Genomic DNA, 20,120 nt, shown 5'->3' on the forward strand with positions numbered 1-20,120 from the left:
CGAACGCCGCAGGGGCTCGCTTCCGGCCCGTCCGGTGGGGCCCGGGCCCCCGGGATGCACACTTCGCTCTCGCGATGAATGGTGTTAGTGGACCCCATGACCGCACCGGGGCCGCAGCAGCCCTCCGGACCGAGGAGCCGTGACCATGCCGACCACCGAGCCCGATCCCTCCCGGCCGCCCGCCGAGCGCGCCACCCCGGACAACCTGCTCCACACCCGCACCGGCACCGAGGTGTCGCCCGAGGACATGGTCCTGGCCACCGGCCGGGATCTCACCCCGAGCAACCTCGAGTGGGCCCGGCGCAAGCTGGAGGCGGAGGGGCCGGACTGCATCGAGAAGATGCTTCCCTGACCCGACCTCGTGGTGAACCGGTTCCCGCCCGGTGCCGGACGCCGCCGGTTCACCCTCTTTCGACGGGCCCTCCGGACTGCCGGACACCGGAGGCGCCCGTCGTCGGCATGCCCGTTCTCGGCCCCGGCACCGGTCCCGACGACCGGAAGGCCACCGCCCCCGACGCCGCCGACCGGCGGCGGGAGCCGGACCGCGTCGGGGGTCGCACCGCATCGGGGGGCGGACCGCGTCCGGGGGGCGGACCGCATCGGGGACCGGGAGACCCTAGGGGAGGTCGTGGTCGTCCACGATGTGCACGGCGGCCTCCTCCGCGCCCGCGGCGCCGCCGTCGATGCCGACGTCCTCGGCGATCTCCTCCTTGGTGGCGTCCGGATGCGCGCCCTGGTCCGGCGCGACCAGGCGGCCGGCCCGCGCCTCGCCCGCCTCCGGGTCGACCGGTTCGCCCTCGCCCCGCGGCAGGTCGCCGACGCCGTCCCCGGCGGGCTCGGACACGTCCGGAACCTCCTGCGCCAGGCGCTGGTCGAGGCTCTCCCCCTCGTGCTGCTCGGCCGCGGTGGTGCCGTACTTGGTGACGCCGAGCGGCTTCTCCGGCGGGGAGTAGCCCTCGTCCAGCATGTCGTCGTAGGTCCGTTCGTCGAGCGCGTCCTGGAGGTCGAGCGGCGCCGCGTCCTCCTGCTCCTCGTTGGTGCCGGTGGGCTGGTAGGCGTCGTCGGCGGTCGTCTCGGGCTCCGTGCCCATGAATGCCTCCCGGGGCTGTTGCGGCTGCTCTGTCCCCGTCCGCGTATCCCGTCGCACGCGCCCCAACCGTGGCACATGCCCACCGCACGGGCGGACGCGGACGTCATCCGTCCGCCCCTCCTGAAAGACCGGCCGGCGGGGCGGTCACCCCTCGCGGCCCCGGGGTGGCAGTCCCCGGCGCAGGGGCGGGACGGTGTCCCCGCGCCCTCCCCACCCGCGTCGCGAGGACCGTCCCGGCGAGCCGTACGGCCCCGGTGTGCGGCACGAACCGGTGCCGGTGGGCCGGCCGGACGGCGGCGACCCGCTCGGAGGTCATCGCGTCCGGTCGCCGGGCGGCGACGGCGCGAGGTGCAGGTCGAGTCCGGCGGACGGACGGGTCCGCCAGCCGCGGGCGTACGGCGGCGGTGGGCCGCCGGGCGGGGAGAGGGCGGCGGTGGGAACCCGGTCGGCGGTGCGCGCGATGCCCGCCTCGGTGGTGTTGGCGTTGTGGCCGCGCGGGTTGGCCGAGGCGCAGCCGGCGTAGTAGGCGACCGGAATGGCCTCCGTGCCGGTGACCAGACAGGGCGGGCGTACGCCGAACCGGTGCAGGTCGGCGGCGGTGCGGGCCCAGTCGCGGCGGTCGGCGGCGATCCGGTCCACGGCCCGGTCCAGGACGACGTACTGCACCGCCAGATGTCCGGCGAGGCCGAGCGCGAGGAGCCCGGCGGCGACCGGGCGCACTCGGCCGCCCGGCGCGGTGACCAGGTGGGACAGCGCGTCGGCGACCGGGACGGCGAGCAGCGCGTAGACGGGCAGCAGGAAGCGCGGGGCGGCGTAGCCGATCAGGAAGAGGTACGGCACGGCGGCGGTCGCGGCGCAGGCCAGCGGGAGCAGCGTCGGCGTGGTGCGGCGGGCCCTGGCCGCGACGGCGAGACCGGCGGCGGCCGCCAGGGGCAGCAGGCACCACCAGGCGACGATCACCGGGTCGGGCAGGGGGCCGGTGCAGGGGCGGCACAGGGTCCGGCCGACGAGGCTGCGCAACTGGTCGTCGACGGCGAAGTGCCGGCCGAGGCCGCCCTGGATGCGGGAGGCCTCGGAGAGCCGTCGGCCGAGACCGCCGTGGCTGAGGTACGCCTCGGCGATCCACTGGCCGCCGCCGGTGGCGAGGCCCGCGAGCAGGGCGAGGGCCAGGCGGCCGCTCCGGGCCGGGATCAGCAGGACGAGCAGCGGGAGGGTGGTCCAGACGGCGTCGGTGGGACGCATCCAGGCCATGAGGGCGGCGCCCGCCGCGACGCCCCACAGGGCCGTCCGGTCGGCGCGGTCGGCACGGGCCCGCAGGAAGCAGCCGACGCAGGCGAGGGCGCCGATCGCGACCCAGTGGTTGGGCATGGCCGCCGGGCCGTAGAACAGCGTCACCCACAGGGAGGCGAACAGGGCGGCCGCGGCGGCCAGGACGCGGGGCGGGAAGAAGGGGCGCCAGACCCGCAGGGCGAGGTAGAGCCCGAGCCCGGACAGCACGGCGAGGTGGACGCGCAGCAGTTCGGTCGAGGTCGACCAGGACGTCACCGGCGCGACCAGCAGGGAGACGCCACGGGCGCGCGGCGCGCTGAAGAAGGCGGGCGGGGCCTGGGCGGAGATCTGGCTGACGTACACCGTCTCGTCCCACCCGAGGCCCAGGCCCGGCCCGACGAGGACCAGTTGGGCGACGGTGAAGGCCGCGGCGACGGCCGCGAGCGGCCGGGAGCCGTGGGCCCGCCAGGGCGCGCCGGGCACGCTCGTCGGCGCGCCCCGTCGCGCGCCGACGAGCGTGACGTTCCTGCCGTCGGCCATGTGCGCCCCTTGCCCGTCGCTTGCCCGCCGCTTGCCGGTGACCGGAAAAACGTGGCCAAACTAACGCGCGAGGAGCGGGCACGCAGGGTGTTGTACGGCCAGGTGCGCGCACGGCCGCCGGGCCGGGCCCGGTCGTCGCCCTCCCGCCGTCGCCGCGGGGCGGGCGGGAGGGCGACGACCGGAGCTAGCGGACGTGCGGGCGGCGGTGCCGCGGCTGCTCGGGGGCCGGCCGTGCGGGGGCGGGCGGGACGGGCCGCACCGCGGGTCCGTCGCCGTTGAGGTGGACCGGCGTGCCGTGGTGGTCGATCGTCAGCGGCGGCCCGGACAGCAGGGTGTACGTGGCCTTCTCGTGGCCTATCTCGACGTGCAGACGGCGGCCGAGGAACTGGAGGGAGAAGGCCAGGCGGCTGAACGCCTGTGGCAGCCGGGGCGAGAAGTACAGGGTCCGGTCGCCGTCCCGGCGCAGCCCGCCGAACCCGGCGACCAGCGCCATCCAGGTGCCGGCCAGTGAGGCGATGTGCAGCCCGTCGCTCGTGTTCTGCTCCAGGTCGGCCAGGTCCATGAGGGCGGCCTCGGCCGTGTAGGCGTAGGCCAGGTCCAGATGGCCCGCCTGGGCGGCGACGACGGCCTGGCAGCAGGCCGAGAGGGAGGAGTCGCGGACGGTGAGCGGCTCGTAGTAGGCGAAGTTGCGGGCGATCTGCTCCGCGTCGAAGAAGTCGCCGCAGGTGTACATCGCCAGCACCAGGTCGGCCTGCTTGACGACCTGTTTGCGGTAGAGGTCGAAGTAGGGGAAGTGCAGCAGCAGGGGGTACTGGTCGGGGCGCGTGCCGTCGAAGTCCCAGCGCTGGTAGCGGGTGAACCCGGCGTGCTGTTCGTGGACGCCGAGTTCGTCGTTGTAGGGGATGTGCACGGCCGCAGCGGCGTCCCGCCAGGCCGCGGACTCCTCCTCGTCGACGCCGAGCCGGGCCGCCTCCTCCGGGTGGCGCTCGACGGCGTCGGCGGCGGCCAGGAGGTTCGCCCGCGCCATGAGGTTGGTGTAGGTGTTGTCGTCGGCGACCGCGCTGTACTCGTCGGGGCCGGTGACGCCGTCGATGTGGAAGACGCCGTGCGCGTCGTGGTGGCCGAGGGAGCGCCACAGGCGGGCGGTCTCCACCAGCAGCTCGACGCCGGTGTCCCGCTCGAACGCGGTGTCCCCGGTCGCCGCGACGTACCGGACGACGGCGTCGGCGATGTCGGCGTTGACGTGGAAGGCGGCGGTGCCGGCCGGCCAGTACGCCGACCCCTCCGAACCCTCGATGGTGCGCCAGGGGAACGCGGCGCCGCCCAGTCCGAGCTGGGCGGCCCGCTCGCGGGCCGCGTCCAGGGTGCCCTGCCGCCAGCGCAGGGCCTCGGCGACGGCGTCGGGCGCGGTGTAGGTGAGGACGGGCAGGACGAAGGTCTCGGTGTCCCAGAAGGCGTGGCCGTCGTAGCCGGAGCCGGTGAGCCCCTTGGCGGGGATGGCGCGCCGTTCGGCACGGGCGCCGGCCTGCAGGACGTGGAAGAGGGCGAAGCGGACGGCCTGCTGGATCTCCTCGTCGCCGTCGACCTCCACGTCCGCGCGGGCCCAGAAGTCGTCGAGGTAGTCCCGCTGTTCGTCGAGGAGGCCCTGCCAGCCGCTGTGTCCGGCCGCCGCGAGCGCCGCCTCCACCTGGTCGCTCATCGCGGGCCGGGAGCGGGTGCCGGACCAGCCGTGCGCGACCAGTTTCTCCACCCGGAGCGTCTCGCCGGGCTCCAGCACGGAGGTGACGGTGAGGCGGGAGACGTCCACGTTGCTCTCGCTGTCGGTGGTGGTGCTCCCGGGGCCGGTGACGGTGTGGTCGGCGGCGACGGCCACCCGCAGTCCGCTGCGCCGCGTGCGGTGCACCAGCCGCAGCCGACGGCCGACGGCCACGTCCTCCTCCGGTTCCAGCGGCGACTTCAGCGCCCGCGCGGCCCGCGGGTCGGCGGCGGGCTCGGGCAGGCTCTCGTTGGCGACGAGTTCGGACTGGACGACGACGCGGCAACGGCTGCCGACGGCCTCCACCTCGTAGGCGACGGCGGCGATGGCGCGCTGGCTGAGGGAGACCAGCCGGGTGGAGCGCACCCGGACCGTCGAGCCGGCCGGCGAGGTCCATTCGCAGGTGCGTTCCAGGACGCCCCGGCGCAGATCGAGGACGCGTTCGTGCGAGACGAGCCGGCCGTAGCGCAGGTCGAACGGCTCGTCGTCGACCAGCAGCCGCAGGATCTTGCCGTTGGTGACGTTGATGACGGTCTGACCGGACTCCGGATAGCCGTACCCCGCCTCGGCGTAGGGCAGGGGGTGCAGTTCGTGCACGCCGTTGAGGTAGGTGCCGGGCAGACCGTGGGGTTCGCCCTCGTCGAGGTTGCCGCGCCAGCCGACGTGCCCGTTGGACAGGGCGAACACCGACTCGCTCTGGGCGAGGACGTCGAGGTCGAGGTGCGTCTCGCGCACCCGCCAGGGCTCGACGGCGTAGGACCGGTCGGCGATCACTCGTGTTCCCCCAGTTCCCCCGGCCCGGCCAGGTCGGCCAGGTCCTTCACGACGACGTCCGCGCCGTGGGCGTACAGGGCGTCGCTCTGCCCCACCCGGTCAACGCCCACCACGTACCCGAAGTGCCCGGCGCGGCCCGCGTCCATGCCGGCCAGCGCGTCCTCGAAGACGGCGGCCCGGTCCGGTGCGACGCCGAGTTCGCGGGCGGCGGCGAGGAAGGTGTCGGGGTGCGGCTTGCCCGGCAGTCCCCGCTCGGCGGCGACCACGCCGTCGACGCGCACCTCGAAGAGGTCCTCGGCGCCGATCGAGCGCAGCACGTCACGGGTGTTGGCACTGGAGGAGACGACCGCCGTGCGCAGGCCCCGCGCGCGGGCGGCCCGCAGATAGCCGAGGGTGCTCTCGTAGGCCTCGACGCCGTCGGTGCGGATCTTCGCCAGGAGCAGCTCGTTCTTGCGGTTGCCGAGCCCGTGGACCGTCGCCGCGTCCGGCGGGTCGTCCGGGGAGCCCTCGGGCAGGTGGATGCCGCGGGAGGCGAGGAAGGTGCGGACGCCGTCCGCGCGCGGGCGGCCGTCGACGAACTCGTCGTAGTCGTGGGAGGAGTCGAAGGGCCGGTGGTCCGCGCCGTCGCGTTCGCGGAGGAACCCGTCGAACATCTCCTTCCAGGCCGCCGCGTGCACCACGGCCGTCCGTGTGACGACCCCGTCGAGGTCGAAGAGGCAGGCCTGGATCGTGTCCGGAAGACCGAGCGTCGTCGTCATACAGGTCCCGTTCCCCTTCCGCGGGCTCCCCACCGGGTGGCGCGCGCCACATGGTGCCGCGCGGTCAGTCGTGCGGGAACGAGTGGTGCTCGTGGGCGATCACCCAGCGGCCGCGCCGCTTGCGCAGACCGAACGTCAGCCGCAGCCGCAGGGTGGGCCGTTCGGCCAGTTCCTCGGGGGTGCCGCAGCGCAGCAGGGCGTGCGCGAAGGCGACCTCCGGGCCGGCGGTGACGTCGAGGACGTCGATCTCGAACAGCGCGCCCCGGGACTGCCAGGCGAAGAACGGCGGCCACAGCGCCCGGTAGGCGGCGAGGCCGCGGATGCCGTCGTCGGGCGGGGTCACGTGGTACAGCCGGAGGTCCTCGGCGTGGTCGGCGAGCACGCCCTCCAGGTCGCCGTGGTGGACCGCGTCGGCCCAGCGCGTGATCAGCGCGCGGATCCGCCTCTCGTCCTCCGACATGTTCCGTCCCGCTCCTTTCCTCCGGCCCCTCCGGCCCCTCCAGTTCCCCTTCCGGACTGCGAGACTCTGCCGTGTGCTCACCTATGACGACCTGCTGTCCCGCGCACGTTCCCTCACCCGGCCGGGGCGGCGCGCGATCCTCGGCATCGCCGGCGCTCCCGGCTCGGGCAAGACCACGCTCGCGGAGCGCCTGGTGCGGGACCTGAACGGCACCGGGGAGCCCTGGGTGGCGCACGTGCCGATGGACGGCTTCCACCTCGCCGACGCCGAACTGGACCGGCTGGGCCGCCGCGACCGCAAGGGGGCGCCCGACACGTTCGACGCGGCCGGGTACGCGGCCCTGCTGCGCCGGCTGCGGGAGGAGGCGGACGGCGACGACGTCGTGTACGCGCCCGGCTTCGAGCGGGTCCTGGAGCAGCCGGTCGCGGGCGCCGTCCCGGTGCCGCCGGGCGCCCGCCTCGTGGTGACGGAGGGCAACTACCTGCTGCTGGACACGGGCGCGTGGGCGCGCGTGCGCCCCGAGCTGGACGCGGTGTGGTTCTGCGAGACCGACGAGGCGGAACGCGTGCGCCGACTGGTCGCCCGCCACGAGGAGTTCGGCAAGTCCCACGAGGAGGCGGTCGCCTGGGTCGAGGGCCCGGACCGGCGCAACGCCGGCCTGGTGGCGGCCACGCGCGACCGCGCGGATCTGGTCGTGCGGGGGCTGCCGGGCGGCGCTGGGCCGGGCCGGGCCGGAGCGCGATCCGTCGGCTGAGCGCCATGCGCTGCCGCGGCAGGCGGTCTGCCCCACGACACGGCGGGGCGGGGTCGGTCGGGCCCACCCGTCCGTCGGCACCATCGAGTCCGGCGGTCCCGCTGTCGGTGCCTCCGGTGAGGGTCCCCGCCATGAGTGACGGAATCGTGTGGTTGGTCGACCGTGAGGGCTGGATGTCCAGTGTCGTGTTCGCCCGCGGGTTGTCCCCCGAGGAGCTGGCCGTGCGCATGGGTGGCGCCCCGGACGGCGCGACCGGGCCGTTCACGGACCTGGAGGTGGAGCACCTCGGGGTGTGCTGGTACCGGCCCGGTGATCACGGGGACGGGGTGGTGCGGGTCGGTGAGTGCGGCGGCTGGTCCTTCGCCGTGGAGTACGGCGACTCGACCGGTGGTGACCTGCTCGCGGAGATCTCGCGGGACGGCGCCGAGGTCGTGCGGTACGTGCCCGTGCAGGAGCATCCGCCCGCCTCGGTGGACTACGCCCACGACGGCGTCTTCCTGTGCGGCTTCGGACTGCGCGAGGAGGTGTGGCGCTGGGGGCGGGAACCCGATCTGTTCCTGCCCGACCTCGTCGCGGCCGGAGTCCTCTCCTCCGACGGGAAGACGTACCTCCCGTCGGAGGACGAGGACCACCGGACCGGTCACCGTCGCGGTCTGGGCGTCGTGGAGCGGCGGTTCGGGCTGTCGCTCCCCCGGAAGTACCTCGAGGACGCGCGGCTGCCGGCCTACGCGGTGCGCGGCACACCACGGATGACGCTCGACACCTGACCGCACCCGCGGTCAGGCCGCGCGCAGGGTCAGCTCCGGTTCCCCGTGGGCGTCGTCGCCGCCGAGGACGGCCGTGAAGGCGGTGGTGCGGACGAGCAGGTCCGACCCGTCCCGGGTGACGGACACCGTCAGCGGGTCGGACGAGCCGTACCGCACGGCGAAGACGTGCAGGTCCTCGGGGGTGTCCGGGACGGGGCCGGCCTCCAGGGCCGTCGAGTCGACCAGGTGCCGCCACCCCTCGTCCGGGTTGCCGTAGCCACGCGGATCGGCGGCGAGGGCGAACGCGGCCTGTTCCTGGGTGAGTTCGGCCCGGGCGTCGAAGTGCTCCGGGCCCTCGGCCCGCGGGTGCGTCAGCCGCAGGGGGCCGGCCGAGGCGGCCTCGCCGCGTGCCGTGCGCCGCACCCGGTCGCCGTCGTCCTCGGCGTACGGCAGGCCGGCCAACAGGTACGGCGTGCCGCCGAGGCGTTCGACGGCCACCGTCGCCCACAGCAGGGTGCCGTCGGTGACGTACAGGGAGCGGACGTACCGCAGGACGTGGTCGCGGCCGACGACCGGCTTGGTGACCAGCTTGGCCGTCAGGCCGCCGGCGCGGACGTCGCGGACCCGCACCTCGCCCATCGGGCGGCACAGCAGGAAGCCGTCGGTGACCGGGCCGAAGCCGTGCTGCCGGGCGACGGCGGCAGGCAGCCAGTAGGTGCCGCCCGCCTCGATCAGGGAGGGGGTCATCCGGTCGTCGAAGGCCACCGAGACGGTGCCGGCGCGCAGTTGGTGGCGTGCAGTGCCCTCCGCGGGCCGGCGGTGCCAGCGGGTGGTGTCCTGGATCTGCCAGACCAGCATCCACGCGAAGTGACCGTCGACGCCGCCGTCGGCCTTCACGGCGTGCCGGCCCCAGCGGGTGTCGCCCCGGTAGCGGCCGAGGTCGGAGCCGATCCGGTGGCCGAAGTAGCGCAGGCCGAGGACCGATTCGAAACCGGAGTGCTGCTCGCTGTAGCGGGGGCCGCCGTGGTCGAAGCCGCCGTTGGTCAGCCGGGCATCGAGGTAGCGGGCGAGCGCGTCGCCGTCGCGGGCGAACACCTCCTCGCCGCTGACCCGGTGGGCCTGGGCGAGGAAGGACAGGGAGATCGGGCCGTAGTTGTTGTCGTAGGCGCCGCCGTGCTCGGGGGGCAGCAGGGCGCCGCGGTCGCGCACGCGGTGGGCGCGGATCTCCCGCTCGTACAGCTCCATGGCCCGGGCGCGCACCGGCTCGCCGTCGAGGCCGGGGAGCTGCCGGGCCAGCATGAGGCCGCCGACGACGCAGCCGATGGCCTGGTTGGCGGCCTCCTGCGGGTTGAAGAAGGTCGCCTCGGTCAGCCAGCGCCAGTAGCCGTGCGCGACCCGGAGCAGTTCGTGCCGCGGTCCGTCGTCGAGCAGGCCGGCCGCCGCCTCGGTCACGTTCACCGCCTGGAGCAGCGCCCAGACCGTGCTCGGCCAGTCCCCGACGGGGTGCGCGCCCGGCGCGAGGGCGTAACGGGCGTAGGGCAGACCGGAGTCGCGGATCCTCAGGTTCGGGTAGCCGGGGTTGTCCTCGCGGTAGACCCGCTCGCGCAGATGGAAGCCGACGCTGCGGCGCACGGCCTCCGGCAGGCGCGGATCCCCGGAGCGCTGCCAGGCCAGTGCCAGCAGGGAGGTGATGCCGAGGGAGGTGTCGCCGATGTCGTCGGCGCAGTCGGGGTGTTCGAGGCCGCCCTCGGGCGTCAGCCGGGCCAGGGCCTGCTCGGTGACGTCGGCGAGGACGGCGTCGTAGGCCTCGGGGGTGTCCGGGAGGTCGTGCAGCGGGCCGCGCTGGTGCGGGAGGTGCATGTCCGTTCAGCCCTTCATGCCGGAGGTCGCCAGGCCTTCGACCAGCCGCTTCTGGAAGATGAGGAAGCAGATGAGCGTCGGCAGGAGGGCGAGTGTCGACATGGCGAACATGGCGCCGTAGGAGGAGCCGCTGGTCTGGTCCAGGAACAGGGTCAGGCCGAGGGGGACGGTGAACTTGTCGTTCTGCTGGAGGTAGACGAGCTGGTGCAGGAAGTCGTCGTAGGTCCAGATGAAGGTGAAGATGGTGGTGGTGACCAGGGCCGGCTTCATCAGCGGCAGGATGATCTTCCAGTAGATCTGCCAGGGGTTGGCGCCGTCCATCATCGCCGCGTGGTCGAGTTCACGGGGGATGGAGCGGATGAACTGGACCATCAGGAAGATGAAGAAGGCGTCCACCGCGAGGAACTTCGGGACGATCAGCGGCAGGTAGGTGTTGATCCAGGTCAGGTTGTAGAAGATCGTGTACTGCGGGATGAGGACGGCCTGGGTGGGCAGCATCAGCGTGCCGAGCATCAGGCCGAACCAGATCTTCTTGCCGCGGAACTCGAAGCGCGCGAAGGCGTAGGCGGCCAGCGAGCAGGAGATCACGTTGCCGATCACCGCGCCGATCGTGACGATCAGCGAGTTGGTGATGTAGAGGGAGAAGGAGTTGCCGGACCCGCTCCAGCCGTCGGCGTAGTTCTGCGGGTTCAGCTCGTTCGGGATCAGCCCGGGGTGGGTGAAGATCTCGGTGTCGGGCTTGATCGAGCTGCTGAGCATCCACAGCAGCGGGTACAGCATGACGACCGCGACGCCGATGAGCAGGGTGTGGAGGAAGATCCGGCGGGTGCCGGTGGCCGAGCGCAGCTTCTGGAGCGGCGAGGCGGCGGGGGTGGTGACGGACATGGTGGGAAGGACTCCTCGCTCGGACGCCGGGCGTCAGTCGTCGTAGTGGACCCAGTAACGGCCGGCGATGAAGTTGACCGCCGTGAAGCCTGCGATGACCAGGAACAGCACCCAGGCCAGGGCCGAGGCGTATCCCATCTGGAGGTCCGTGAAGCCCTTCTTGTACAGGTAGAGGGAGTACAGCATCGTCGAGTTGAGGGGTCCGCCGCTGCCGTTGCTGATGACGAAGGCGGGGGTGAACGTCTTGAACGCGTCGATGATCTGGAGGACCACGTTGAAGAAGACGATCGGGGTCAGCAACGGCAGGGTGATCCTGAAGAAGCGGGTGGCGGGTCCGACGCCGTCGATCGCGGCCGCCTCGTAGACGTCCTTCGGCAACTGCTTGAGGCCGGCGAGGAAGATGACCATCGGGGTGCCGAACTGCCAGACGGCGAGCAGGATCAGCGTGTAGATGGCGGTGTCGGGGCTGGAGATCCAGTCCTGGCCCTCGATGCCGAACCAGCCGAGGAAGTCGTTGAACAGGCCGTCGCCGCCGAAGACCTGGCGCCACACGATGGCCACGGCCACCGCCCCGCCGAGCAGCGAGGGCAGGTAGAAGGCGGCCCGGTAGAGGCCGATGCCCTTCAGGTCCCGGTTGAGGAGCATCGCCACCCCGAGCGCCAGCGCGAGCTTCAGCGGGACCGACACGACGACGTAGAGGAGGGTGGCGTGCACCGTGTCCCAGAAGACCGGGTCGTCGGTGAACATCCGCTCGTAGTTGCCGGTGCCGGCCCACTGCGGCGGTGTCAGCAGGTCGAAGTCGGTGAAGGACAGGTACAGCGAGTCGAGCATCGGGTAGATCGTCAGGCCGAACAGGCCGACGAACCAGGGGGCCAGGAAGACGTAGGGCCACCAGCCCCCGCCCCGCTTCCTGGCGAGGCGGCGTCGCATCCGTTCGCGCTCCCGCTGGTCGGAAGGGGTCGCCGGGGCCGGCGTCTCCTTCACGACCTCGTCGGACTTCGCGGTGGTCATACTCATCTCCCTGACCCTCTCCCGGTCTTCCTGCGTGCGGTGCGGGTTACGCGGACAGGACGCCCGCCGCCTGGTCGAAGAACTCGCCGGACTGCGCCTTGATCGACTTCTTGCCGAAGGCGACGGCGAGGTTGGACTGGAACAGCAGGTCCCAGACCTGGTCGGCGCCCTGCGGCGGCGGCACCGGGTTGGGCAGCGCGTCGGTGGCCTTGGCCACCCGCTGGGAGATGTAGTCGGCGTTCGCCATGTTCAGCTTGTCCGTCTCGGACAGGCCGGCGGAGATCAGGTTGCGGGCCTTGTCGGTCGGCGGGATGCCGCGCAGCAGCTGGAAGTCCTTGATCGCGGCGTCGTCCTGCGCGATGAACGAGATGATCTTGACGGAGTCGGCCACCCGCTTGCTCTTCTTCGTGGCGCTCAGCAGCACACCGCCGTTGACGAAGTTGCCCTCGCGCGCGCCCGACCAGTCACCCTGCGGAGTGGGCAGGAAGTCCAGCTGCGCGTCGGTGATCGAGCCGCCCGCGCCGTAGACGCCGGAGTCGAAGGTGAACAGGGCCTTGCCGATGACGACCGCGTTCTTGGTGAGGTCGTTGTGCGCGGCGGAGGTGACGGCTGGCGGCGGGCAGGCGTTCAGCTTGCGCATCTCGGCCCAGTACTCCCACCACTCCTGCAGGGTGTCGGCGGTGAAGCCGATCTTCTTGCCGTCCTCGGAGAAGAAGGTCTGGCCCTTCTCCCGGGCGAAGATCTCGAAGCACTGCAGGGTGCCGCCGCCGCCGTCGTCGACGCCGTAGGTCTTGCCGCCGCTCTTCTTGTAGACCTGCCGGGCGACCTCCCTGAGGTCGGCCCAGGTCCACTCGCGGTCGGGCAGTTTCAGGCCGAGCGCCTCCAGGCCGCTGCGGTTGACGGTGAGCTGGTTGACGCCGATGCCGGACGGGACGCCGTAGAGCTTGCCGTCGACGGTGCCGTTGGCCAGGAGCGTCTTGGAGAAGCCGGTGAGGTCCAGCTCCTTGCCGACGTACTCGTCGAGCGGGGCGAGGACCCCCTTGCGGGCGTACTGGGCGACCAGCGCGGTGTCCATCTGCATGAGGTCGGGCGCGCTGCCGCCGGCGACGTTGGTGTTGAACTTGTCGAAGTACCCGTCGTACCCGGAGTAGGTCTCCTGGATCTCGATCTTCGGGTTGTCCTTCTGGAATGCGGCAAGCGCTTTCTTGTAGGCTGCGTGCCGCTCGTCGCTGCCCCACCAGGTCATGGTCAGCCTGCTGCTGGTGCTGCCGGCCCCGGTGCCGCCGGAACAGGCCGCGAGCGAGCTGCCGAGCGCGCCGGCGACGGCGAGACCGCTCGCGGTGCGGAAGAGGGTTCTGCGCGAGATCTGGTGACCCACCGGGTCCTCCCTGAGGTGCGTGATGGACGTCCCGGCCGGTCGATGCGGCACGGGCATACTGCTCGGAATGACGCCTTCCGGAAGTGCGGCCTCGCCCGGCCGCGCCATCCTGACGGGTGGGGATCCCCGGCTGCCATGGCCGTCGTCACACGAGCACGCCCTCGTGCGGCTGCCGTACCTCGGGTACGGGCGGGACGCCTCCCCCAAGTCGGCGTCCCGGCCGACTTAGAAAGCGCTTGTCCGGACATTGGCAGACCGAGTCGGAGGCCGTCAATCCTTCGTCCGCGCCGCCTCGGTCACGGTTTGGACTCCCCGGGCCACCGCGAGCCGGGCCGCGCCGACGACGGTGCCCAGGTCACCGACGGTGCTGCTGACCACCTCGGTGGGCCAGCTCAGCCTCTCCACCTCGGCCCGCACACCGGGCAGCAGCCGCGGGTCGGCGCCGGTGCTGCCGCCGAGCACGACCAGCCCCGGGTCCAGTACGGCGATCACGGCGGCGGCGAGCCGCCCCACGTCCACGGCGTGCCGGTCCAGGACGGCGCGGGCCGGGGCGCTGCCCTTCCCGGCCAGGGCGAGCAGCCGGTCCGTGGTGCGCGGACACGGCCCGTCGTCCTCGCCCCAGACCTCCGCGGCGCGCCGCAGCAGGGCGCGGGCGCCCATGTAATCCTCCAGGGCCTCGTGCCGCGGCTCGCGGCCGTCGGTCCAGGGGTAGGGCAGCCGGGCCAGCTCTCCGGCGGCCCCGTTCGCCCCGCGCAGCACCCGTCCGCCCACCACGATGCCGAGGCCGATGCCGACCCCGATCCGCAGGTAGCCGAAGGTGTGCCGGCCCCGCGCCGCACCCTCGTGCAGCTCCGCCAGCGCGGCGCAGTTCACGTTGTTCTCCAGGTGGACCGGCACCCCCGGCGGCAGCGCCACGGCCACGGCGTCGAAGAGCGGACCGGCCTTGGCGGTCGCCGGGCGCATGCCGCCGCCCCGCTCCCCGGGCGCGGTGACATCGCCCACGGCGACGACGATCGTGCGCAGCGGGGCGTCCGCCGGCAGCGCGTCGAGCGCCTCCCGTACGACGTCGGCGGCGCCCGCCCGCGGGCCGGTGGCCTCGGCGAGCAGCGTGCCGTCCAGGGCGCAGCCGCGCACCCGGGTCAGGGCCGGGCCGAGGTCGACGGCGAGCACGGCCCCGGCGGCGGGACCGAGCCGGTACACGGCCGCGGACCGGCCCGTACCTCCGGAGGAGGTGCCGGAGTGGGCCGCGAGGCGGACGCCCTCCAGCTCCGCGACGGCGGAGGACACCGTCGGCTTGGACAGACCCGCCAGGGTCGCGAGCTGCGGCCGGGTGGCGCTGCCCGCCTCGGCCAGCACGGCGAACACCGCACCCGCGCTCTCGGTCAGGCGGGGGGCTCTTGCCACGACGTGTTCCACGGTTCCCCCAGTCAAGGTCACGGGCCACTCAGGTCACGGGCCGCGCTCACGGAGGCGATCATCCCTGCGATCGGCCCCGCGGAACACGGCCGGGGAAGGGCCGGCGTCCCGCGTTCCCGGCCCGGCCGGAACGCGCCCGGACCCGAGCGCGCGACGACTCTTGACGCACTGTACTTCGTTAGTTAACTTCCTAACGAACATCACGGTACTCGCCTGCCGTGCTCCGCCAGAGGCCCGTCCCGGGGCTTCGCCACCTTCCCCTCTCCTGCTTTTGTCCTGTCCCCAGGACACGGTTCGCCCGCCGTCGCAGCTCAGCGCAACGACGAAAGAGGATCCGTGCAGGAATCCCCTCCCGCGTGCCCCCTGCTGGTCGGCATCGACGTGGGCGGCACCAAGACGCATCTCCGCGCGCTCGCGGGCGGCGACCTCGTCGCCGACCACGTCCGCGCCAGCGGCGGCTGGCGGCCGCACGACCCGGCCGCCGCCGCGGGCTGGCTGGCCGCGCTGGTGCGCGACGCACTGCCCGCCGGCGCCCGCCCGTCCGCCCTCGCCGTCGGCGCCCACGCGTGCGAGACCCCCCGTCAGGGCGCCGCGATCGGTGCCGCCGTCGGCACCCTCCTCGGCGTGCCCGCACGGATCGTCGGCGACGCCGAACTCCTCGTCCCCGCCGCCGGACTCGACAAGGGCGTCGGCCTGGTCGCCGGCACCGGCTCGGTGGCCGTGGGCCGGCTGCCCGACGGCAGCGCCGTCCAGGTGGGCGGCTGGGGCGCGGTCCTCGGCGACGAGGGCGGCGCCGCCGGTCTGGTGCGGGAGGCGGCCCGCGCCGTGTGGGCCGCCCACGACCGCGGGGAGCGCCCCGAACGCCTCACGCGCGGGCTGCTCGACTCGCTCGGGGTGTCCGAGGTGCCGGCGCTCGGCGCGGCGCTGGAGGCCGCCGCCGACCTCTCGGCCGAGTGGGGCGGGCACGCCCCCGCCGTCTTCGCGGCCGCCGCCGACGGCTCCCCGCTCGCCCGCACCGTGATCACCGGGGCCGGCGGGGCGCTCGCCGCACTGGTCGCCCGGCTCGCCGCCCGCGGGGTCGTCGTGGACGACGTCGTGGTCGCGGGCGGGACCGTGCTCGCGCAACCGGCGCTGTTCGAGGCGTTCACCACGGCACTGGCGAAGGCCGTGCCGGGGGCCCGGGCGAGAGCACTGCGGGTACCGCCCGTGCAGGGGGCGATCGCGCTGGCCCGGGGGCTGTCGTGACGGGGCGTCCGCGCTCAGGCGGTGGCCGCCGTCCTCGCCGCGACCCCGTCTCCCCGGTCTCCCGGTGCGCCCCCCGCTCACCCCACCCGCACGCTCGCGGCCCGGGGCACCGGCACCGCGTCGCCCCACAGGCACACGCCCCGGGGCACCGGCGCCGCGTTCACCCGCGGGACATGCCGCGGTCGCCGGAACCTCGCCGACGGGACACGACACGGCCGTAGATCTTCGCACGTACGCACCGATCGGCTCACGGACCGACACGACCGCTCAGAGTCGCACCCGATCGTCCGACCTCCCCGGCCGCACGGCCGAACCATCCGAGAGAGGCACCTCCATGCCGTCAACCGCCGGGCCCCGCACGCCGTCCGCCGTCAACCGACGCGGCTTCCTCAAGGCCTCGCTGGGCGGCTCCGCCGCGCTGCTCGCCGCCCCCACCCTGGTCTCCTGGCTCGCCGCCGCCGACGCCAAGGCCGCCACGGCCGCACCGGCGTTCGTCGACGACTACCGGAGCAACGTCATGGCGAACCTCACGCCCGGGACCAACGCCGTGGTGCGCGCCCTCGGCGGCATGGCGCAGGTCTGGAAGACGGGTGCGGCCTGGGACACCGGCACGGCGCTGCGGCCGGACGTGCTGCGCGCCAACATGCGCTACTGCGCCCGCGTCACCGCCGCCCGCACGGAGGCGCAGGCCAGAGAGGCGTTCGTCCACGACCGCCAGCACCAGAGCTACGCGATGATCGGCGCCCTGGGCCCGCTCGCCGACCTCTACCGCGCGGGCGCCAGGGCGGTCACCTCGATCACCACCGCCCCCGACACCACTCCCCCGACCACGGTCAGCGACGCCGTTCCCGCCGACGCCCCGGCCGGTTCCGCGCTCGGCGCCGGGTCGTACACCTCCGACCTCGGGCAGGTGGCCAAGCTCGTCGACACCGTGCGCGGCCCGTTCGCGTCCGGCAACCCCGGCAAGTACGCCTTCCAGTACCCGCGCCCCTGGCGCATGAACGAGGACAGCGAGGTCGTCGACACCGGCCGCACCGACGCCCTCGGCTACCCGGTCTACGACTCGGAGGTGGTCGTCGTCACCCAGCTGCTGCGACAGCGCAGCACCTCCCCCGTCGACGACGGCGGCTTCCCCAGCGGGCACACCAACGCCTTCCACCTGGCCGCGCTGGCCTTCGCGTACGCGGTGCCCGAGCGGTTCCAGGAGCTGGTCACGCGCGCCTTCGAGCTGAGCCACACCCGGATCGTCTCCGGCATGCACTCCACCGTCGACGTCATGGGCGGGCGCATCATGGCCACCGCCCTCGCCGCCGCCGCGCTGGCCGACCCCGCCAACGCCGAGCTGAAGAAGGCCGCGCGGGCACAGGCCCTGGCCTACTTCACGCAGCGGACCGGCACCACGGCCGACACCCTGTACGCCCACGCGCACTCCGACGCCGGCGACCGCTACGCCGACCGGAGCGCCAACCACCGTGCCGTGCGGGACCGGTTGACGTACGTGCTCACCCGCGAGGGCCGCGACGAGCCGCTCACCGTGCCCAAGGGTGCGGAGGTGCTGCTGGAGACACGGCTGCCGTACCTGACCGCGGCCCAGCGCCGCGAGGTGCTGCGCACCACGGCGCTGCCCGCCGGGTACGTCCTGCTGGACGGCTTCGAACAGTGGGGCCGCCTGGACCTGTTCACCGCCGCGGACGGCTACGGCTCCTTCGACACGGACGTGACGGTCGCGCCGGACGCGTCGGCGGGCGGCTTCCAGGCGGCCGACGCCTGGCGCAACGACATCGGCGGCCGGGGCGGTCTGACCAAGGGGGGCACCGGCACGCTCACCCTGACCGGCCGCAACCGGTACACCGGCGGGACGGTCGTGCGGGACGGCGTGCTGGTGTCGGCGTCGGCGCACGCACTGGGCCACGGTGACGTCCGGGTGCTGGGCGGGACCCTCCGCGTCGACGAACCGGTCCAGGTGCACGGCCTGTTCGCCCAGGAGTCCGGCACGCTGGAGCCGACCCTGCGCGCGGGCCGGCGCAAGGCGGTCCTGACCGTGACGCGCCGGGTCGTGCTGGGCGCGGACAGCGTGCTGTCGCTGCGTCTGGACGCGGAACGCCCGCCGGCCGCGGGCAGCACCGTCCGCGTGATCGACGCCCCGGCGCTGCGCGGCCGCTTCGACCGGGTCGAGCTGAGCGCGGGCTCCGACCGCCTGCGGGCCGTGCCGGTGTACACGGCGGACGGTCTGTCCGTGCGCATCGAGCGGCGCTGACGCCCTGACGGACGGGAGCGGTCCGACGGTCGACCAGCTCTTGCACGCGCACCTGCACCCGCATCTGCACCTGCAGTCCGCTCCCGCCCGTACGCCGTCGCTCCCCTCCCCCGTACCTGCCCGCTCCCCTCCCCCGGCCTCCTCCCGCCCGCGCGCCCCGCCTCGTGTCGCGGCCCGCCTCCCTCCGCTCCGCCACCCTCTCCCCGGGCCCGGTCCCGCTCTCTCGCGCACCCGGCCGGGCAGGGTCCGTGGGCTATGTTGAGCCTCGTGGGAGAACACGGAGGAGGACCGGTGCCATCGCCTCAGCAGGCACGCGCACAGGCGACCACGATCACCTCGGGCAAGACCGATCCGGAGGCGGAGGTGTCCGCGACCTCCCGGCTCAGGACGCTTTTCGACGGACCCCATCTGTCCCCGGGGCAACGGCGCATCGCCCAGTACCTGATCGAGCACCTCACCGAGGCGGCGTTCCTGTCGATCACCGACCTGGCCGAGCGGGTCGGGGTCAGCCAGCCCTCGGTGACCCGGTTCGCGGCGGCGGTCGGCTTCAGCGGTTACCCGGCGCTGCGGGAGAGGCTCCAGGCGATCGCGCTCGGCACGCTCTCGGGCGGTCCGGCGGCGGCCGAGGAGAACCGGAGCAACGAACTCCAGGCGGCGGTCGACGCGGAGTTGGAGAACCTGGAGAACCTGCGCCGTGACTTCGCCGACCCGGACCGGGTCATCGACGTGGGCCGGCAGCTGTCGGCGTCCACCCCGCTGACCGTCCTGGGCCTGCGCATCTCGGCCTCGCTCGCGGAGTACTTCGCCTACGCGGCCCGCCGCATCCACCCGGACGTACGGCTGGTGACCCGGGGCGGCAGCGTGGCGTACGACGCCCTGCTGCAGTCGCGGGAGGCGGGCGGGACGTGGGTGCTGGCGTTCTCGATGCCCCGGCACGCGCAGGAGACGCTGACCGCGGTGCGGGTCGCGCGCAGCGCCGGCCTCAAGGTCGCGCTGGTCACCGACCTGGCGCTGGGTCCGATGGCCGACGAGGCGGACGTCGCGTTCGCCACCGGGACCGGCTCACGGTTGGTGTTCGACTCCTACGCCGCCCCCGGCGTGATGGCCGCGGCGCTGCTCCAGGCCATGACGGACGCCGGTCCGGAACGGACCCAGGCGCGGCTCGAGGAGTACGAGCAGATCGCCGAGCAGCACCAGTTCTTCCTGCGGGAGTGACCCGGCGCCGACCGCCGGCTCCCCCACCCCCGCCCCTCGGAATCGCCGGCGGATCATTGCGAACAAATCGAGCATGAATGTTTTCATACGTCTTGCAAAGCAGACGGCATATATAAATACTGCTCACGGCCGCACCCGCCCGCCAAGGGCACCAGAACGAGCACCCGAAGCCGCCGTCACCCACCCGCGTCGGCGCCGAGGGCGCTCGGGGCCTCGCCGGAACGAGCGCCCGCGGCGGCCCCGGTCATCCCCTGGGCCGGGGCCGCCCAGAACCGTCGGACCACCCGTCACGACGACAGACACCCGGAAGCGATCACCATGCCTCTGACGACGACGCGCATCAGCCCGGACTGGCCGTGCCAGGTCAAGACCCCCGGCAGCTACGACTGGGAGCGCTCCGCTGCCAAGTGGCTGCGCGAGCTGGTACCCGCGCGCTATGCGAGCTACCCCGCGCTGTTGCGCCACCCGGTGCTGCTCGCCCGCCATGCGCAGATCCAGGTCCAGCACGAGATCCGGGTGGCCCGCACCGCGCTCCAGACCGCCCGCGCGGACCTGCCGCGCCTCGGTCTGCCCGAGTCCGTCATCGAGCACACGATCAAGCTGTACGCCGCCGAGGTGATGCAGCTCCAGCACATCGCCCGCAGTGTCCGCGCGGTCTCCGAGGCGCTCGTGGAGAGCGGTCCCGGACGCTGAACGACACCTTCCG

The 20,120-nt window shown here is 73.7% G+C and carries 17 protein-coding genes; 7 read left to right on the plus strand and 10 right to left on the minus strand.

Features of this window, described 5'->3' with window-relative positions; genetic code table 11:
• Positions 1-145 precede the first annotated feature (145 nt).
• Positions 146-352 (plus strand): hypothetical protein, encoded by a 207-nt coding sequence (locus AB0N31_RS02430; protein ID WP_366056451.1) that lies wholly within the window; start codon positions 146-148, stop codon positions 350-352.
• 264 nt (positions 353-616) lie between these two features.
• On the opposite strand, the gene AB0N31_RS02435 is transcribed toward AB0N31_RS02430, so the two are convergent.
• From AB0N31_RS02435 to AB0N31_RS02455, 5 genes are all read right to left on the minus strand, one after another.
• Positions 617-1,090: a DUF5709 domain-containing protein gene (locus AB0N31_RS02435; RefSeq protein WP_366056452.1), complete on the minus strand. Its 474-nt coding sequence runs from the start codon at positions 1,088-1,090 to the stop codon at positions 617-619.
• Positions 1,091-1,402: 312 nt separating this feature from the next.
• Entirely contained in the window at positions 1,403-2,899 is a 1,497-nt protein-coding gene (locus AB0N31_RS02440; RefSeq protein WP_366056453.1) for a hypothetical protein, read from the minus strand.
• A 184-nt stretch (positions 2,900-3,083) separates the two neighbouring features.
• Positions 3,084-5,429 (minus strand): glycosyl hydrolase family 65 protein, encoded by a 2,346-nt coding sequence (locus tag AB0N31_RS02445; protein WP_366056454.1) that lies wholly within the window; start codon positions 5,427-5,429, stop codon positions 3,084-3,086.
• Positions 5,426-6,187 carry a beta-phosphoglucomutase family hydrolase gene (locus AB0N31_RS02450; RefSeq protein WP_366056455.1) on the minus strand — a complete coding sequence of 254 codons (762 nt, stop codon included), beginning with the start codon at positions 6,185-6,187 and terminating at the stop codon, positions 5,426-5,428. Before AB0N31_RS02450 ends, AB0N31_RS02445 begins: the two co-directional genes overlap by 4 nt.
• A gap of 64 nt (positions 6,188-6,251) precedes the next feature.
• The gene (locus AB0N31_RS02455; protein WP_366056456.1) at positions 6,252-6,647 is read right to left on the minus strand and encodes an SgcJ/EcaC family oxidoreductase; all 396 of its coding nucleotides are present in this window, start codon (positions 6,645-6,647) and stop codon (positions 6,252-6,254) included.
• A gap of 73 nt (positions 6,648-6,720) precedes the next feature.
• Between AB0N31_RS02455 and AB0N31_RS02460 the strand changes: the two genes are divergently transcribed.
• Positions 6,721-7,401 (plus strand): nucleoside/nucleotide kinase family protein, encoded by a 681-nt coding sequence (locus AB0N31_RS02460; protein WP_366056457.1) that lies wholly within the window; start codon positions 6,721-6,723, stop codon positions 7,399-7,401.
• 131 nt (positions 7,402-7,532) lie between these two features.
• Entirely contained in the window at positions 7,533-8,168 is a 636-nt protein-coding gene (locus AB0N31_RS02465) for a DUF6461 domain-containing protein (protein ID WP_366056458.1), read from the plus strand.
• Positions 8,169-8,180: 12 nt separating this feature from the next.
• Here the strand turns inward: AB0N31_RS02465 and AB0N31_RS02470 are convergent, their stop codons facing one another.
• From AB0N31_RS02470 to AB0N31_RS02490, 5 genes are all read right to left on the minus strand, one after another.
• On the minus strand, positions 8,181-10,007 hold the full coding sequence (locus AB0N31_RS02470; RefSeq protein WP_366056459.1) for a hypothetical protein: 1,827 nt from the start codon (positions 10,005-10,007) through the stop codon (positions 8,181-8,183).
• Positions 10,008-10,013: 6 nt separating this feature from the next.
• Positions 10,014-10,892 carry a carbohydrate ABC transporter permease gene (locus tag AB0N31_RS02475; protein WP_366056460.1) on the minus strand — a complete coding sequence of 293 codons (879 nt, stop codon included), beginning with the start codon at positions 10,890-10,892 and terminating at the stop codon, positions 10,014-10,016.
• A gap of 33 nt (positions 10,893-10,925) precedes the next feature.
• Entirely contained in the window at positions 10,926-11,903 is a 978-nt protein-coding gene (locus AB0N31_RS02480) for a sugar ABC transporter permease (RefSeq protein ID WP_366056461.1), read from the minus strand.
• Positions 11,904-11,949: 46 nt separating this feature from the next.
• Positions 11,950-13,281, minus strand: coding sequence for an extracellular solute-binding protein (locus AB0N31_RS02485; protein ID WP_366056463.1), 1,332 nt, complete (start codon positions 13,279-13,281; stop codon positions 11,950-11,952).
• A 270-nt stretch (positions 13,282-13,551) separates the two neighbouring features.
• Positions 13,552-14,685 (minus strand): ROK family protein, encoded by a 1,134-nt coding sequence (locus AB0N31_RS02490; RefSeq protein WP_366056465.1) that lies wholly within the window; start codon positions 14,683-14,685, stop codon positions 13,552-13,554.
• 348 nt (positions 14,686-15,033) lie between these two features.
• On the opposite strand from AB0N31_RS02490, the gene AB0N31_RS02495 reads away from it, so the two are divergent.
• The 4 genes from AB0N31_RS02495 (at position 15,034) to AB0N31_RS02510 (ending at position 20,107) form a co-directional block, all read left to right on the plus strand.
• Positions 15,034-15,942, plus strand: coding sequence for a BadF/BadG/BcrA/BcrD ATPase family protein (locus tag AB0N31_RS02495; RefSeq protein ID WP_366056466.1), 909 nt, complete (start codon positions 15,034-15,036; stop codon positions 15,940-15,942).
• Between the two features lie 334 nt (positions 15,943-16,276).
• Positions 16,277-18,199 carry a phosphatase PAP2 family protein gene (locus AB0N31_RS02500; protein WP_366056468.1) on the plus strand — a complete coding sequence of 641 codons (1,923 nt, stop codon included), beginning with the start codon at positions 16,277-16,279 and terminating at the stop codon, positions 18,197-18,199.
• A gap of 291 nt (positions 18,200-18,490) precedes the next feature.
• On the plus strand, positions 18,491-19,414 hold the full coding sequence (locus tag AB0N31_RS02505) for a MurR/RpiR family transcriptional regulator (protein ID WP_366056469.1): 924 nt from the start codon (positions 18,491-18,493) through the stop codon (positions 19,412-19,414).
• A gap of 318 nt (positions 19,415-19,732) precedes the next feature.
• Positions 19,733-20,107, plus strand: coding sequence for a hypothetical protein (locus tag AB0N31_RS02510; protein ID WP_366056470.1), 375 nt, complete (start codon positions 19,733-19,735; stop codon positions 20,105-20,107).
• Positions 20,108-20,120: the final 13 nt, after the last annotated feature.

This window comes from Streptomyces sp. NPDC051051 (assembly GCF_040682975.1).
Lineage (GTDB): Bacteria > Actinomycetota > Actinomycetes > Streptomycetales > Streptomycetaceae > Streptomyces.